At 73.1% G+C, this 16,236-nt stretch carries 11 protein-coding genes; 7 read left to right on the top strand and 4 right to left on the bottom strand.

Going from position 1 to position 16,236, the window contains the following annotated elements:
- Positions 1-113: 113 nt before the first annotated feature.
- Positions 114-3,146 carry a BTAD domain-containing putative transcriptional regulator gene (locus HW130_RS21425; protein ID WP_177151269.1) on the top strand — a complete coding sequence of 1,011 codons (3,033 nt, stop codon included), beginning with the start codon at positions 114-116 and terminating at the stop codon, positions 3,144-3,146.
- Between the two features lie 112 nt (positions 3,147-3,258).
- Here the strand turns inward: HW130_RS21425 and HW130_RS21430 are convergent, their stop codons facing one another.
- Complete coding sequence (locus tag HW130_RS21430; RefSeq protein ID WP_177151270.1) at positions 3,259-3,447, bottom strand: hypothetical protein; 189 nt, start codon at positions 3,445-3,447, stop codon at positions 3,259-3,261.
- Between the two features lie 209 nt (positions 3,448-3,656).
- Here HW130_RS21430 and HW130_RS21435 point away from each other — a divergent pair, with 209 nt between their 5' ends.
- The 6 genes from HW130_RS21435 (at position 3,657) to HW130_RS21460 (ending at position 12,730) form a co-directional block, all read left to right on the top strand.
- Positions 3,657-5,534, top strand: a complete 1,878-nt coding sequence (locus HW130_RS21435; protein WP_177151271.1) for an AfsR/SARP family transcriptional regulator — start codon at positions 3,657-3,659, stop codon at positions 5,532-5,534.
- Positions 5,535-5,616: 82 nt separating this feature from the next.
- On the top strand, positions 5,617-8,931 hold the full coding sequence (locus HW130_RS21440) for a non-ribosomal peptide synthetase (RefSeq protein WP_177151272.1): 3,315 nt from the start codon (positions 5,617-5,619) through the stop codon (positions 8,929-8,931).
- 34 nt (positions 8,932-8,965) lie between these two features.
- The gene (gene glyA, locus HW130_RS21445; RefSeq protein WP_177151273.1) at positions 8,966-10,366 is read left to right on the top strand and encodes a serine hydroxymethyltransferase; all 1,401 of its coding nucleotides are present in this window, start codon (positions 8,966-8,968) and stop codon (positions 10,364-10,366) included.
- A complete protein-coding gene (locus tag HW130_RS21450) occupies positions 10,363-11,061 on the top strand; it encodes a DUF2461 domain-containing protein (protein ID WP_177151274.1) in 699 nt (232 codons plus the stop codon). Before glyA ends, HW130_RS21450 begins: the two co-directional genes overlap by 4 nt.
- Positions 11,058-12,152, top strand: a complete 1,095-nt coding sequence (locus HW130_RS21455; protein WP_177151275.1) for a low specificity L-threonine aldolase — start codon at positions 11,058-11,060, stop codon at positions 12,150-12,152. Before HW130_RS21450 ends, HW130_RS21455 begins: the two co-directional genes overlap by 4 nt.
- A complete protein-coding gene (locus HW130_RS21460; protein ID WP_177151276.1) occupies positions 12,149-12,730 on the top strand; it encodes a GNAT family N-acetyltransferase in 582 nt (193 codons plus the stop codon). The genes HW130_RS21455 and HW130_RS21460 overlap by 4 nt, the downstream gene beginning before the upstream one ends.
- A gap of 364 nt (positions 12,731-13,094) precedes the next feature.
- On the opposite strand, the gene HW130_RS21465 is transcribed toward HW130_RS21460, so the two are convergent.
- From HW130_RS21465 to HW130_RS21475, 3 genes are all read right to left on the bottom strand, one after another.
- Entirely contained in the window at positions 13,095-13,715 is a 621-nt protein-coding gene (locus HW130_RS21465; RefSeq protein WP_177151277.1) for a hypothetical protein, read from the bottom strand.
- A gap of 178 nt (positions 13,716-13,893) precedes the next feature.
- Entirely contained in the window at positions 13,894-15,036 is a 1,143-nt protein-coding gene (locus HW130_RS21470) for an acyl-CoA dehydrogenase family protein (protein ID WP_177151278.1), read from the bottom strand.
- Positions 15,033-16,223 carry an acyl-CoA dehydrogenase family protein gene (locus HW130_RS21475; RefSeq protein ID WP_177151279.1) on the bottom strand — a complete coding sequence of 397 codons (1,191 nt, stop codon included), beginning with the start codon at positions 16,221-16,223 and terminating at the stop codon, positions 15,033-15,035. Before HW130_RS21475 ends, HW130_RS21470 begins: the two co-directional genes overlap by 4 nt.
- Between the last annotated feature and the right edge of the window lie 13 nt (positions 16,224-16,236).

A 16,236-nucleotide genomic window follows, 5' to 3' on the forward strand; every position in this document is an offset into this window, starting at 1 on the left:
CCCGCCCACGGCACGGCGTCCGCCCCGTTCACACGCCAACTCCCCGCTGATCGGGGCCACTTCCTTGTTGTACCGTTACCGACCTGCCTAGAGGTCACAGGCCGGGGGGACCAGTGAATCAGTTCGTCTTCAGAATGCTGGGGCCGCTGCTCGTACAGGCCGACGGGCAGCCCCTGCGCATCAAGGGCAGGCGGCAGTCCACCGTTCTCGCGATGCTGTTGCTCTCGGCGGACCGGATCGTGTCCGTCGACACGCTCGTCGACGCAGTGTGGCCCCAGTCCCCTCCCGCGACCGCCCGCAACCAGATCGCGATATGCGTGGCGACGCTGCGCAAGACGTTCAAGGAGGCCGGCGGGAGCGACATCCTGCTCACCTCTCCCCCGGGTTACGTCCTCGCCCGGGGCACGCACCGCATCGACGTCGTCGAGTTCCTGCACGGGGCCGAGCGCGGGCGGGACGCGGCACGGCACGGCCGGGCCGAGGAGGCGTGCGCTCTGCTGGAGGAGGCGCTCAGCAAGTGGCGCGGTGCGGCCCTCGACGAACTGTCCGGGGAGCGGATCGAGGCGGAGGCGGCCCGGCTGGAACACCTGCGGCTCGACCTGATCGAGGAGCGCGCCGGGCTGATGCTGGAGCTGGGGCGGCACCGGCTCCTGACCGGCGAACTGGGCGAGCTGGTGGCCCGGCACCCGCTGCGCGAGCAGTCGCGCGAACACCTGATGCTGGCGCTCTACCGCTCGGGGCAGCGTGCCGAGGCCCTGGAGGTGTTCCGGCAGGGCCGCTCGCTGATGAACGAGGAGCTGGGCATCGAGCCCGGTCCCGCGCTCCAGCACCTGCACGAACTGATCCTGCACGACTCGCCGGAGCTGACCAGGCCGGTCGCCGCCGCGCCCGCCGCCCCGGTCGCCGTCCCTACCACCCCGGCCCAACTGCCCGCGGACGTCATGCGGTTCACCGGCCGCCAGGAGGAACTGGCCCGGCTGGACCGGCTGTTGAAGGAGCCGTACCAGCCGCACGCACCGGCCCTGGCGACGATCGTCGGCGTCGGCGGGGTGGGCAAGACGGCCCTCGCCGTCCACTGGGCGAGCCAGGCCGCCGACCGCTTCCCCGACGGCCAGCTCTTCGCCGACCTGCGCGGCTACGACGAGGAGAACCCGCCTGTCTCCCCCGCGGTGGTGCTGGACCGCTTTCTGCGCGCCCTCGGGACGCCCGGCCCGCAGATCCCCGCGGAACCGGACGAGCGCGCGGCGCTGTTCCGCAGTCTGCTCAGCACCAGGAAGGCACTTGTCGTCCTCGACAATGTGCGGTCCTTCGCCCAGCTCAGACCCCTCCTGCCGGGCGGTGGCCGCAGTGTCGTGCTGGCCACGGGACGCGAGGCCCTGGACGACGTGACCGGCGACTACACGGCCCTGAGGATCAGACTGCGCGTCCTCCCGCCGGCCGAGGCCACCACACTGCTCACGAGGATCGCCGGCGCCGACCGGTTCGGCAGCGACCCGGTGGCGCTGGAGCAGTTGAGCGCGCTGTGCGACTGTCTTCCGCTGGCGCTGCGGATAGCGGGGGCGCGGCTCGCCACCAAGCCCGGCCTGACCGTGCGCGGGCTGGTGGAACGGCTGAGCGACCAGCGCCGGCGGCTGGACGAGCTGAGCCCCTCACAGGGCGGCGTGCGGGCCGGTTTCCGGCTGACGTACCGCGATCTGTCCCCCGAGGCGGCCCGGATGTACCGCAGGCTGGGACTGCTGCGCACCGCGGACTTCGCGGCCTGGGTCGGGGCGGCGGCGCTGGGGACCGACCTGTGGCACGCCGAGCAGCTTCTCGACCAGCTCGTCGACGCCCAGCTGCTGGAGACGGTCGAACCGGTGCCGGGCCGCGCGGCCCGCTACCGATTCCAGGACCTGCTACAGCTGTTCGCCCGCGAGCGCGCCGAGGCGGACGAGACGCAGGCGGAGTGCGACGCGGCGCTGGACCGGATCTTCGCCGCCTGGCTCTGGCTCGCTCAGGAGGCCCACCGGCGGCTGGACGGGCGGCAGTTCCCCGTCGGCCATCCGCCGGAGCCGGCGCCACGCTTCCTGCGGGGCACGGCGGACGAGCTGCTGGCCGCACCGCTGGAGTGGTTCGACTCCGAGCGCGCCACCGTCACGGACATGGTGGTGCACGCGGCCGAGACGGGCCGGGAGCGGTACGCCTGGGCGCTGACCGAGAGCGCCGTGCCCCACTTCGAGACCAGGAACTACCTGGAGGACTGGCAGCGCTGTGCCGAGGCCGCGCTGTCGTCGGCCCGGCGTACCGGCGACCGGACGGGCGAGGCCACCATGCTGCGGGTGCTGGGCTCGCTCGCCATCTACCAGCGGCGCTACGAGCAGGCCGAGGGCTGGAACCTCGCCGCGCTGCGGCTGCTCGCGGAGAGCGGCGACGTCCCCGGAGCGGCGCTCGCCCAGCGGAACCTGGCCATGTGCGCCCGTTTCCAGGGCGACTGGGACCGGGCGCTCGAGTACTGCAGGGCGGCGCTCCAGGGCTTCCACGAGGCCGGCGACACCGGCAACGAGGCCCATCTGCTCGGCTACCTCGCCCAGATCGAACTGGACCGCGGTGAAGTGGAGCGGGCGCTGCCGCTGGCCGTCGAGGCGCTGGCTCTGAGCCGGCGGACCGGGTCGGTGCGTGCCGAGACGCAGAGCATCTACCGGCTGGCCGAGGTGCGGTTGCGGGCGGGCGATCTGGACCTGGCCGCCGAGTCCTTCCACGAGGTGCTGCAGCTGTCCCGCAGGGAGGGCGACCGGATCGGCGAGGCCCATGCGCTGCGCGGGCTCGGCGAGACGCAGTGGACCCTGGGTCTGCTCCCGGCGGCCGAGCGCACACTGAACGAGGCGCTGGAGATCACCGAGGAGCTGGCCGACCGCTTTCTCTACGCGCGCGTGGAGACCGATCTCGGCTGTGTCGAGGCGATCGGCGGCCACCACGCGGCCGCGGCGGAACGGTTCGAGAGGGCCCACGCGGCGCTGGGCGAGGTGGGGGCCCAGCCCTGGCGGGCGCGGGTGACGCGGCTGCTCGCACGGGTACGCGGCGAGGGCGGCGGTCCTGCCGGCAGCGAAGGGGAACGATCCCTCACGCCGCAGGCGCTGCAACTCCTGCTGGCGGACCGGCCGGACTGACCGGCGCCGGGGCCCAGCGGGCCCGACGGCGCGTCGTCGCGGGGCTCGGCCCCGGGCCCCGGTACTCATCGGCGTGCAGAGCCGGGGGCGTTGCGCCGTCGCGGCGCGGAGGTCAGCCCCAGGGCATGTCGTCGTCGGAGGCGGTCCGCGGCGCGACCGGTTCGACGACGCCCCACGGCATGTCGTCGTCGCCCGCCACCGTGTCGGTGTGCGTCGTGGTGCCCGCTCCGGCCGCGCCGGAGCCCCCGATCAGTCCCGTCAGTACGATCAGACCGGCCATCGTCGCCCGCTTTCCCGTCATCGTGATGCGCATATCGATTCCGCCTCGTCCGTCGACCTTCATTGCCGCTTGCTGCGGTCCGACGGACAGTAGGGACGCGCCCTTTTCCCGGCCTGTCCCTACGGTTTTCCGTGCCGGGACCTCGTGAAATCAAAACGATAACGGGGTGACAGCGGGAGCCAATATCTTCGTCCGTAGATTCGTCACATGGATCACGAACGGGGGTGCCCATGGAATTCCGAGTTCTCGGGCCGGTCGAGGCGCGCGACCAGGGACGCAGGGCGCCGCTGTCCGGCACCAAGCTGCATACGGTGCTGGCTGCGCTCCTGCTGGCCCGCGAAGAGGTCGTGTCCGACGAGCGGCTGAGCCGTCTGCTGTGGGGGTGGGCGCCGCCGGCCACCGCGAACGCACAGCTGTACACCTACATTTCGCGGCTGCGGAAAATACTCGGCGACGACGTCCTCATCGACCGCAGGCCCCCCGGCTATGTCATGTCGATCGGGAATTCCAGCCTCGACCTGACAGAATTCGAAGAATTTGATTGCAAAGGCCGGGACGCTCTGTTCGCGGGGGACTTCGACAAGGCGGGCGATTTTCTGGGCGAGGCGCTGGCGCGCTGGAACGGCCGCCCTCTCGCGAACACCACGGACCACCTCTTCGACGCCGAGGCGCCCTGCCTGGCCGAGGCCCGCGCGTCGACGCTGGAGCACCGGATCACGGCGGACCTGGCGCTCGGCCGGCACGAGCAGATCACCGTCGAACTCACCGGCCTGGTGGCGGAGTTCCCTCTGCGCGAGCGCTTCCGCAGCCAGCTGATGACCGCCCTGTGCCGCAGCGGCAGGCAGGCCGACGCGATCCACCTCTACCACCACGGCCGCGAGGTACTGGCCGAGGAGCTCGGCGTGGACCCCGGCGAGGAGCTGCAGGCCACCTACCAGGCCCTGCTCGACGGCTCGCTCGTGCGCCTGCCGCAGCCGCGGACCCGGGCGCGCGCCGTGCCGCGCCCGCCGGAGCGGACCGAGGACGAGCCCCACGGCGCCCCCGCCACCCTCCCCCCGGACACCGTGGACTTCACCGGCCGGGAGCGCGAGCTGGACGTGCTCCACCGGGCGCTCGCGCCGGACGCCGCCGCGCCCGGCCGCCCGCGCCGCGTCCTGGTGACCGGCATGGCCGGGGTCGGCAAGACCACGCTGGCCGTGCACGCGGCACACCGCTGCAAGCAGCACTTCCCCGACGGGCAGTTGTACGCCGACCTGCGCGCCCCGGACGGCACCCCGCGGCCCGCCGGACAGGTGCTGCTGCACCTGCTGCGTTCCCTCGGCCGCCCCGTGGACGCCGCCGCCGCCGGCGATCCGGAGGAGCTGGTCCGTCTCTACCGCGACAGGACCGGCGGCAGACGCCTGCTCGTCCTGCTGGACAACGCCGAGAGCGCCGCCCAGCTCGGCCCGCTGCTGCCCAACACCCCTGAGCCCGCGGTCCTCGTGACCGGACGCACCGCCCTGCCCACCGTGGCCGGGGCGCACACCGTCGCCCTGGATCCGCTGGAGGAGGGCCCGGCACTGGAGATGCTCGCCGCCGCCGCGGGCCCCGACCGGATCGCCGCGGCCCCCGGTGCGGCGGCCGTCATCGTCGAGCACTGCGCCGGCCTGCCGCTGGCGCTGCGGATCGTGGGCACCCGGATCGCCGCCCGGCCGCACTTCACGCCGGACCGGCTCGCCCGGCGGCTCGCCGATCCCGCCACCCGGCTGCGCGAACTGCGTTCGGGTGACCTGGACGTGCACGGCGCGCTGCTGCCGTCCTGGCGAGCGCTGGAGCCGCAGGCGCGCGGGACGCTGCCCGCGCTGGCCGGCCTCGGCCCCGAACCGTTCTCCGCGCTGGAGGCCGCAGTCCTGCTCGGCCTGCCCGAGCAGGACGCCGAGCTGCTGCTGGAGGCGATGGCCGACGCCGCCCTGCTGGAGGTCAGCGGAGCCGACGAGTGGGGCCGGCCCTGCTACCTGTTCCACCCCTTGGTACGCCTCTTCGCCCTGTCCCTGCCGGAGCGGCGCGACAGCGCGGACCGGGAGGAGGTTCCCGTGGCGCGTAACCGGTGGCTAACCAGCCGCCCCTAGCCTCGCCGTGCCCAGCAGCGCGCGGCACCCCCTTGTGGCCCCCGGCCTTATGCATTCCGTCATCTGCGAGTGGAGTTGGACCATGACCGAGCTCTTGCACGGCCGCGCCGACAGCGCCGCCCCCTTCCCCATGACCGAGACGCAGCAGGCGCTGATGATCGGGCGGGGCGAGGGGGTCGAGCTGGGCAGCATCGGCTGCTACGGCTACTTCGAGTGGGAGCGTGCCGATCTGGACCCGGAGCGGCTGGCGACGGCCTGGCGCCGCGTGGTCGCCCGCCACGACATGCTCCGCGCGGTCGGCCGTGCCGACGGTACCCAGCAGGTGCTCATGGACCCGCCGCCGTACGACATACCGGTGGTGGACCTGCGCGGTCTCGACGCGGCGGAGGCGGATCGACGCCTTGCAGCGCTGCGGGCGGAGATGAGCCACCAGGTGTTCCCGGTGGGCAGCTGGCCGCTGTTCGACCTGCGGATCATCCTGTTGCCCGGCGAGGGGAACCTCAGCCGTATCCATCTCGGCATCGACCTCCAGGTGCTGGACGCGTCCAGCGCCTTCCAGGTGCTCTTCCCCGACCTGATCGACCTGTACGAGAACCCGGGTGCCGAACTGCCGGAGCCCGGCATCACCTTCGCCGAGTACGCGCGCTGGCGTGCCGACGACATGCCCCACACCGAGACGTTCCGCGCGGCCAGGGACTACTGGCTGGAGCGGGTGCCGCAACTGCCGCCCGCCCCGTCGCTGCCGGCCGGAGGCGCACGTGACGGCGCGGTCCGCTTCGAGCGGCACGAGCACCGGCTCTCCCCCGGCGACTGGCAGCGACTGCGGCGCGTGGCCGCGGATGCGGAGCTGACCCCGTCCGTGCTGCTCACCGCCGCGTTCGCCGAGGTGGTGCGGTGCTGGGCCCAGGAGGCGGACTTCACCCTCAACTACCCGGTCTTCCAGCGGCCCCGGGTGCACGAGGACATCGGCCAGGTCCTCGGCGACTTCACCAACGCCGTCCTGCTCGCCGCGGACAGCTCCGGCCGGACGTTCCTGGACCGCGCGCACGCCCTGCGCGACCAGCTGGACCGCGACACGGAGCACGGCGCCTTCAACGGCGTGCGGGTGCTGCGCGAGCTGACCAGGCTGCACGGCGTGGGCGACCAGGCCGGCATGCCGATCGTCGTCACCAGCCTGCTCGACTACCCGGTCCGCCGTCCGGTCACCGACCTGGGACGGGAGGTCTACTCGATCTCGCAGACCCCGCAGGTGTCGCTGGACGTCCAGCTGCGCGAACTCGACGGCGAGCTGCGGATCATCTGGGACTACGTCGACGGGGCCTTCGCCCCCGGCTTCACCGAGGCCGCGTTCGGCGTGTACGTCGCGCTGCTCAGGCGCCTCGTCGAGGATCCGGGCTCCCTGCGCACCGAACGGTTCGACCTGATCCCTCCGGCCGAGCGCGAGCTGCGCCGCCGGATCAACGACACGGCGGGCCAGATCCCGTACACCACCTTGCACGAGCTGTTCGCCGAGCAGGCCGCGCGCACCCCCGACGCCGAGGCCGTCGTCGACGCCACGCGCCGGCTGTCGTACGCCGAACTCGCCGCGTACGCCTGGCGCATCGGCCACCGGCTGCGGCAGCACGGTGCGAAGCCCGGCGAGCTGGTCGCCGTCGTGATGGAGAAGGGCTGGGAGCAGTACGCGGCGGTCTACGGCGTTCTCGCGTCCGGCGCCGCCTACCTCCCGCTCGACGCCTCCGTGCCCCCCGAGCGGCTGCGCCGGCTGCTGTCGGACGCCGGTGTCGACAAGATCCTCACCCAGTCCTCGCTGGAGACCCGGATCGCCTGGCCGCCGAACGCCCAGCGCTACCGTGTGGACCAGGACTTCGAGATCGGCGACGCGACCCGTCCCGACACGGCGCAGACACCCGCGCACCTCGCGTACACCATCTTCACCTCGGGTTCGACCGGCGAGCCCAAGGGCGTCATGGTCGACCACATCGGTGTGGTCAACCTGATCCGCGATGTCGCCGAACGGTTCGGCGTCGACGCGTCCGACCGGCTGCTGGCCGTCTCGGGGCTGCACTTCGACGCCTCGATCTACGACGTGTTCGGCGTACTGACGCAGGGCGGGACGGTCGTGATCCCCCCGCCGTTCGAGCACGCGCAGCCGGACGTGTGGGCCGATCTGGTGAGCGCGGAGCGGGTCACCCTCTGGAACTCGGTGCCCGTGCTGATGGAACTCCTCGTCGGCGAGGCGGAGGTGCGCGAACGGCGGGGCGGCGGACGTCCGCTGGAGTCCCTGCGCCTGTCCGTGCTGTCCGGCGACTGGATCCCGCTGACGCTGCCGGACCGGCTGCGCGCGCAGAGCCCGCGGATCCAGGTCGTCGGCTCGGGCGGTCCGACGGAGACCATCTGCTGGTCGCTGTTCCAGCCGATCGGCGAGATCGACCCGGCGTGGACGAGCATCCCGTACGGCACGCCCATCACCAACCAGCGCTACTACATCGTCGACGGCACGGCCCACGAGCGCCCCCTGGGCGTGGTCGGCGAGATGGCCGTGGCCAGCGACGTGGGTCTGGCACTCGGGTACTGGGGCGACGAGGAGCGCACCCGCAGCCGCTTCGTCCGCCTGCCCGAGACCGGTGAACGCGCCTACTTGACGGGCGACTTGGGCCGCTACCTGCCCGACGGAAGCATCGAGATCCTGGGCCGCGACGACTTCCAGGTGAAGGTCCAGGGCCACCGGATCGAGCTGGGCGAGATCGAGGCCGCGCTGCGCCAGGACGAGCGGGTCGACGCGGCCGTGGTGGTCGCCCCGGCCAGCTCCCACGGCGTGCGCCGGCTGCACGCCTATGTCGTCGCCGGGAACGGCGCCTCCGGCGAGCAGATCCTCGCCCGGCTCACCGAGCAGCTGCCGTCCTACATGGTCCCGTCCGCGGTCACCGTCCTCGACGAGCTGCCGCTCACCCGCAACGGCAAGGTGGACCGGCTGCTGCTGGCGCAGACCGCAGGGGCGCAGCAGCCCGCCGGGGACGCGGCCGCCGCGGACGGCGGCGCGGAGCCGGACGACGCGCTGTCGCTCGTGCTCTGCGCGGCGGTCGGCGACATCCTCGGCCTCGACCACGTGGGCCCGGCCGACAACTTCTTCAAACTGGGCGGGGACTCCCTCAGCGGCACCCGGCTCGCCGGACTGCTCCAGGAGCTGCTGGGCGTGCCCGTGCCGGTCAAGACCGTGTTCCAGACCCCCGTCGTCGCGGAGCTCGCCGGGAAGATCGCCGCCGACGAGGAGTACGGCGCCGGGGCGGTGGCGGCCGCGGAGGCGCTGGCCGCCATGTCACCGGACGACACCGACAGCCCGGACGACCCATCCGAAGCCGCGGGGACGGGCGGGCCGGCCGGTCCGCCGCGGACCTGACGGACGGCTCCAGGAAATCCAGGAAGGGACAGTCATGACCTTCACCCTGCCCGTACCGCTCGACGCGCCGGCCGGGGAGCGCGCCCGGCCGGCCGCCGGGCCCGCGCCCCACGGAACCGACCTCGCCGACTTCGCCGGCCGTGCGGCCGCCCGGCTCCGGCGGACCGACCCCGCCCTGTACGAGCTGCTGAACCGGGAGTCGGCCCGCCAGAACGACACCCTGATGATGGTGGCCGCCTCCAGCGTCGCCGACCCGTCGGTGCTCGCCTGCGGCGGCAGCGCCCTCGGGAACCTCACCGCCGAGGGCTATCCCGGCGGCCGGTACCACGCGGGCTGCGGCGTCGCCGACGAGATCGAGCAACTCGCGATCGAACGGGCCTGCGCGGCGTTCGGAGCAAGGGACGCGATCGTCCAGCCGCACTCCGGGTCGTCCGCGAACCTCGCGGTGCTCACCGCGCTGCTGAGCCCCGGCGACACCCTGCTCGGACTGGACCTCGACTGCGGCGGTCACCTCACCCACGGCTCCCCCGCCTCGGTCAGCGGCCGCTACTACCGGGCCGTGGGCTACCGGGTCACGCCGGAGGGCCTGCTGGACTACGACCAGATCCGCGAACAGGCCCTCACCCACCGGCCGAAGCTCATCGTGTGCGGTGCCAGCGCGTACCCGCGCAGCATCGACTTCGCCCGCTTCCGGGAGATCGCGGACGAGGCCAACGCCTACCTGCTCGCCGACATCTCCCACATCGCGGGCCTGGTGGCGGCCGGGCTGCACCCCAGCCCCATCGACCACGCCCACATCACCACCACCAGCACCTACAAGCAGTTGTACGGGCCGCGCGGCGGGCTGATCCTGCTCGGCCGCGACGCCCGCAAGGCCGGGCCGGAGCGCGGCACGCTCGCGGCGACCATGCGCCGGGCCGTGTTCCCCTTCACCCAGGGAACACCGGACCTGGCATCGGTGGCGGCGAAGGCGCGGGCGCTGGACTTCGTGGCGGGACCCGACTTCGCCGAGCTGGCCAAACGGCTCGCGGAGGGTGCCCAGGCCATCGCCGAACGGCTCCTGGAGCGGGGAATGCGGCTGGTCACCGGCGGCACCGACACCCACATGGTGCTCATCGACCTGCGTGGCACGGGACTGACCGGCGACGTCGCCGAAGAGGCCCTGGAGTCCTGCGGGATCGTCGTCAACCGCAACCGCGTCCCCGGCGACACGACGCCGGTGCGCACCACCGGCGGCCTGCGACTGGGCAGCAACACGCTGGCCGCCCGCGGCATGGACCGCGGCGCGGCCACCGCCTGCGCGGACCTGGTGGCCGACGTGCTCGACGCCCTGCGGGCCGGCTCCGGTGTGCTCCCCCCGGCGGTGCGCGCCGCGGCACGGGCCCGCGTCACCGAGCTGTGCGCCCGCTACCCCTTGCCGGGGTATCTGTCGTGACGTTCAGCGGTTTCCCCCCGTCGGCGCCGCGCCTGTACGAGGACCTGGCGGACGACAACTCCAAGGAGGCGTGGCGGCTGCGTCACCGCGCGGTGTACGAGCGTGACGTGCGCGCGCCGATGGACGAACTGGCCGCGGAGTTGTCCGCCGATTTCGCGGAGTACGGCAGTGCGGACGGGGTGCGCGTGCTCGGCCCCGTCCGCGACACCCGGATGTCCCACGACAAGTCCCCGTACAAGACGTATCAGGGCGGTTACCTCGATGTGCTGCCCTGTCTGGGCTTCTGGGTCCATCTGGACCGCGACGGGCTGTACGCCTCCGGGCGCTACTACCCGTACGGCGGCGACGAGGTCGCCCGGTACCGTGCCGCCGTCGACGAGGAGGACGGCGGCACGGAACTGGCGGCCATCGCCGCCGGTCTGGAGCGGGAGGGCTTCACGATCGGCGGCGACCGGCTGAGGTCCCGGCCGCGCGGCGTGCCGGCCGACCATCCCCGCCTGGACCTGCTGCGGCACCGCAGGATCGACGCCGGCCGGCGTCTGGGGCCGGGGCCCGACCTGTCCTCGGACCGGGCCGCGGACTTCGTCCGGGAGACCTGGCAGCTGGTGCGGCCGCTGCTGGACTGGGCGGCGGTCCGCGGGCTGACACCACGGCCCCGGACCCCCGAGACCAAGGGAGCTGACGCATCGTCATGACTGCTGAGACCGTTGATCTGCGCAGCGACACCGTCACCCGGCCCACACCCGGCATGCGCAGGGCGATGGCGACCGCGGAGGTCGGCGACGACCTGTTCGGCGAGGACCCGACCGTCCGTGCGCTGGAGGAACGGGTCGCCGGACTGTTCGGCTTCCCCGGCGCGCTGTTCGTCCCGTCGGGCGTGATGGCCAACCAGATCGCGCTGCGGCTGCTCGCCGCGCCCGGACAGGAGGTCGTCTGCGACGCCGAGGCGCACATCCTGGCCCACGAGGAGGGCTCACCCGCGCGTTACGGCGGAATCCAGACGCGGACGGTGTCCGGCGAACGGGGACTGGTGGGCGTCGAGGCGCTGGCGGGGATCCTGCGGCCGGGCAACGCGTACACCGTCGGCACGCGGGCGGTGGCTCTCGAACAGACCCACACCCGGGCGGGCGGGACCGTGTACCCGCTGGAGACCCTGCGCGCGGTGCGCGGGCTCACCTCCCGGGCCGGGATCGCGCTGCACATCGACGGCGCGCGGATCTGGAACGCGCACGCAGCGACGGGCACACCCCTCGCCGAGTACGGGGCGCCGGTCGCGGACACCCTCGCGGTGTGCCTGTCGAAGGGCCTGGGCGCGCCGGTGGGATCCGTACTGCTGACATCCGCCGAACACCTGCCGCGGGCACGGTCGTTGCGGCATGGTCTGGGGGGCGGCATGCGGCAGTCGGGCATCCTCGCCGCCGCCGGACTGCACGCCCTCGACCATCACCTGGAGCGCATCGCCGAAGACCACGAGAACGCGGCGCTGCTCGCGGACGGGCTGCGGGAGGCGGGGTTCCCGGTACGGCCCCGGGAGACCAACATCGTCCTCGTCGACACGCCCGGCGCCGAGGACGTCGTGGCGAGAGCGGCGCGGGAAGGAGTGCTGGTGACCGCGCCGGGCCCGGGAGTGGTCCGGCTGGTCACGCATCTGGATGTCGGCCGACAGGCGTGCCTCCGTGCCGTGGAGGTCCTGACGGCCGTTATGGGTGAAGGCCGTCGCGGAACGAGCGGGACCGCGGCCGCGGAGCACACACAGCAATGGGAAGAGAGCGAAGTAGCGGTATGAGTCTGGAAGTTCTGCCGGCGACCGCCGAGCGCTGGAACGACCTGCAGGCGGTTCTGCAGCCCAAGAAGAGCGCGCACACGTGCTGGTGCATGGCCTGGCGGCTGTCCACCGGCGACTACGGGCGGATGACCGCCGACGAGCGGGGCGAGCACATGCGCTCCCTCGTCGAGGCGGCCGATCCCCCGCCCGGGGTGCTGGGCTACCTCGACGGCGAGGTGGCCGGCTGGTGCAACGTGGCACCGCGCAAGCATCTGGACCGCCTCACGTCGTCGAAGACGATCACGCCGGTCGACGACGCGCCGGTGTGGTCGGTGACCTGCTTCGTCGTGCGCAAGGACTTCCGCGGCAAGGGTGTGGCCTCGGGCCTCCTGGAGGGCGCGGTGGCCCACGCCCGGGCCAACGGAGCTCCGGCGGTGGAGGGTTACCCCGTCGACGCGGAGGGCGGCAAGGTGAACCCGACGCTGGCGTACGTCGGCACGATGGAGATGTTCGAGCGGGCGGGCTTCCGCCGGGTGCGCAGGACGGAGGCGAAGAGCGACAAGCGCTATCGCTGGGTGATGCGGCGCGACCTGGACTGACGGGTTCGCGTCGTCGGACGCGCACGCGGTGAAGGGGCCCCCGGCTGGTCGGGAGGCCCCTTCACTACGTGCGGGGACCTCCCGCGGCGCCGGGTGGGGCCGACTCGGGCGGTCGCCGGGCGGTCACTTGCTCCACGTCCGCCGGGTGCCGGTACCAGCGGGTCGGGATCTGGGTTGTCGGATTGTCGGACGACCATCCCTGTGATCCGCGCTCATGCGGGCCCGCGATATCGACGGTGTGCCGGGTCGACCGGGCCGAGGCGAAGACGACGGTGGCCACGCCGGCCCCACTGGCTCCGCGCAGGGCACCGCGATCGCACACCGTACTGCGCAGGTCCCGCTCGAGCCGGATCCCCCCAACCGGCTACTTCCGGTGGCGGTCCGGATCGTAGATCGCGGGAAGGAACGGCCTGATGTCCAAGGCGAAGAAGCCGTACTCGAGCTGCTGGTACCAGGCGCGGTTGTCCTCCAGCTCCTTCGCCACCTGAACGGGCACGCCGCCCTTGTGGTCTCCGGTGGACACCATGACAACGAACGAGGTGCCCATGTCACTCGGATCGGACGGGTTGTCGACCACGGTGAATTCCCACGTCGCGGCACCAGGCACCTCCGACACGGCCGCGAGTCGCTGCAGCACGAAGGTCGGCTGCTTCAACAGCACTCCGGACTGCGCCCGGATCGCCAGCACGCCCGCATCCACGATGCGCCAGGGAGGCTCAGGGCCTGTGTGATGAACGTCGGAGAACAACTCGCTTCGCAGCTGGGAGTATTCGGAGGCTGTCCTTGCCAGGCGCCGGGTGTCCTCAGCCAGCTCGTGTCTGGTGTCGCAGCTCTGCAGCAGCGCCCCCAGCGAGTCGAGCCGCCCCCGGACCCACGGCTTGAGGAACCGGTCAAGAGCGCCGAGGCGATACGCGTCCTCTGCCGATTCGGCAACGAGTAGGGCACCGCGGCAGAGGGCCTTGTACCTGTCGACGAGACTGTCCATGGGTTGTCCCTCCCCCGAAGGCGTCTGATCACGATATCCGTCGCCGCAGCCCGGCGGTGCCGCTTGGCTCCTGGCTGCCGGCACCGGTCGGCCGTGCGGCCTCGGGGTCCGCCCGGCGCCGTAGAAGCGGCGGGTGCGCCGAGGCCCCGGGCACCCGGCCCGGGGCCGCCGCCCGCCGTCAGGGCACGTGCGCCGCCGTGTCCCACAGGCGGGCGGGGCGGCCGCAGCGCAGGGCCTCCCAGGCGGCGCGGCGGTAGCAGCCGGCGACCAGGCCGTCCCGGACCAGGCCCGACGCGCCGTGCAGGTGGACCGCGTCACGAGTCACGTCCAGGGCCGTCTCGGCCGTCAGGGCGATGAGGCCCGCGGCCTCGCCTGGCGTGAGACGGTCCTCGTCGAGGTCCTTGGCCGCGTCCCCGACCGCCCAGCGGACCGCGTCGAGACGGGCCAGCAGCCCGGCCACCCGCAGTCGCGGCCCCTGGTGCTTGACCAGCGCCTGGCCGAACTGACGGCGGCTCCTGATCCGGGCCACCACGGCGGTCAGCGCCGCGGCGGTGATGCCGGCGAGCAGCGACGCCTGGTGCACCGCCGCCCGCAGCCCCACCCGGGCCAGGGCCTGTTCGGCGGCGATCCCGCGCAGCAGGACGGCCTCGGCGGGAATGCGGGCCTCGTCGAAGACCGCACTGGAGACCGCTCCCCCGCCGTGGTCGCGCAGCGGCCGCAACTCGACCCCCGCCGCCGGCAGTTCCACGAGGACCACGCACGGCCCGTCGGGCCCGTCCGCGAGGACGAGCAGCGAGCCGGGAGCGACACCGGCGGCGAAGGGCCCTCCCGTGCCGGTCAGGACGACACCGCCGCTGTCGCCGTCCGGCTTCCACGTGATGCCGGGCGGAACCGCGCCGCACGGGTCCGGCAGCCGGCCCGGGAGGGCCACGGGGTGCTCACCGGCCCGGACCCGGTCCAGCAGGCCCTCGATCCCTTCCGGGGCGAGCGGGCCGAGCCCGGCCAGCAGGTCGAGGGCGAGCAGGGTGTCGGTCAGCGGCAGCGGCTGCATCGCGTTCCCCGCCTCCTCGCAGACCATCGCGATGACGGCCTGCCCGAGGTCGAGCCCGTCCCGGTCGATGGGCAGAGCGAACTCCCAGGCGCCGACCTGCGTCAGGGCCACCCAGGCGCACTCGGCGGTGCCGCCGGAGTCGAGCTCCAGGCCCTGGCGGACGGTGAGGCGGAGCTGCCGGAAGAGGGAGTCCTCCTCCTCGCGCTCCCGCCACCGTTCGGCGGGAATCCTGCCGCCGGCGTCCTGTTCCGTCGTCGCGCTCTGTGTCACGGCCGTACCTCCGCCCCTGAGTCGAGACGCAGCCGGGCCAGCGTCTCCAGCATCATTTCGGCGGTGCCGCCGGATATCCGCATCCCGGGGGCGTCGCGCATCGCCGAGTCCAGTGGGTGTGCCACCCCGTCGACCTCCGGGTCGTCGAGGGTCATGCTGCGGTCGCCGTCGAGTTCGGCCGCCCACCAGGCGACCTCGGCGGCGAGTTCGGTGGTGTACCACTTGGCCGCCGCCGCCTCGTCCTCGTTGAGTTCGCCCCGGTCGAGGCGGGTCAGGACGCGCCGTACGAGCGTGCCGGCGGCGAGCAGCCGGGCGTTGAGCTTGGCCAGGCCGATCTGGTCGTGCTGGCCGGCCTCCAGCCGGTCGGTGTGCGCCTCCAGCCGTTCGACGGCGGCGCGGTACCAGCGCAGGGCCTTGACGTAGTAGTCGAGGCCGGTGCGCTCGAAGGCGAGGGTCTTGACGACGATGGCCCAGCCCTGGCCGATCGAGCCGACCACGTCGTCGGCGGTGACGGCCACGCCGTCGAGGGTGACCTCGTGGAAGGCGTCGTCCCCGATGCCGGGGACGGCTCTGATCGTGACGCCCTTCTGGGCGAGGGGGACGAGGAACAGACTGAGCGCGTCGTCCTCGCCGCGGGCCAGGCACAGTCCGTAGTCGGCGAGTCCCGCGAACAGCGAGTGGACCTTGGTCCCGTACAGCTTGTAGCCGCCGTTGCCGTCGGAAACGGCCCGTGTGGACAGGATGTTGAGGTCGGATCCGGCCTGCGGTTCGCTGAAGAGCACGCAGCCGAAGGCGGTCCCGGCCGCGAAGCCCGGCAGGTGCCGGGCCTTCATCGCGGGGCTCGCGACATTGAGCAGGGTCGAGCCGACGATCTGCACGGTCAGCGTGTGCAGCAGGTCGGGCACGTCGTGCATCGCCAGTTCCTCGACGAGCACGGCGGCGGCGACCTGGCTGACCCCCCGGCCGCCGTACTCCTCGGGCCACTGCGGGGCGAGCAGACCGGCCTCACCGAGTGCCCGGTGGACGGGACGGGGGTCACGGGTGCGCCGGGCTGCGGAGACGGGTGCGGACACCAGGACGTCGTGGATCTCCTCGCGGAGTGCGCGCATGGGCGTACGGGGCACGCCGTCGCCGGAACGGACGAGGCCGCAGTCGGCGGGCGCCCGGTAGAACTCGGTGGTGAGCAACGGATACTCCCAG

The sequence above is a fragment of the Streptomyces sp. PKU-EA00015 genome (genome assembly GCF_013387495.1).
GTDB lineage: Bacteria > Actinomycetota > Actinomycetes > Streptomycetales > Streptomycetaceae > Streptomyces.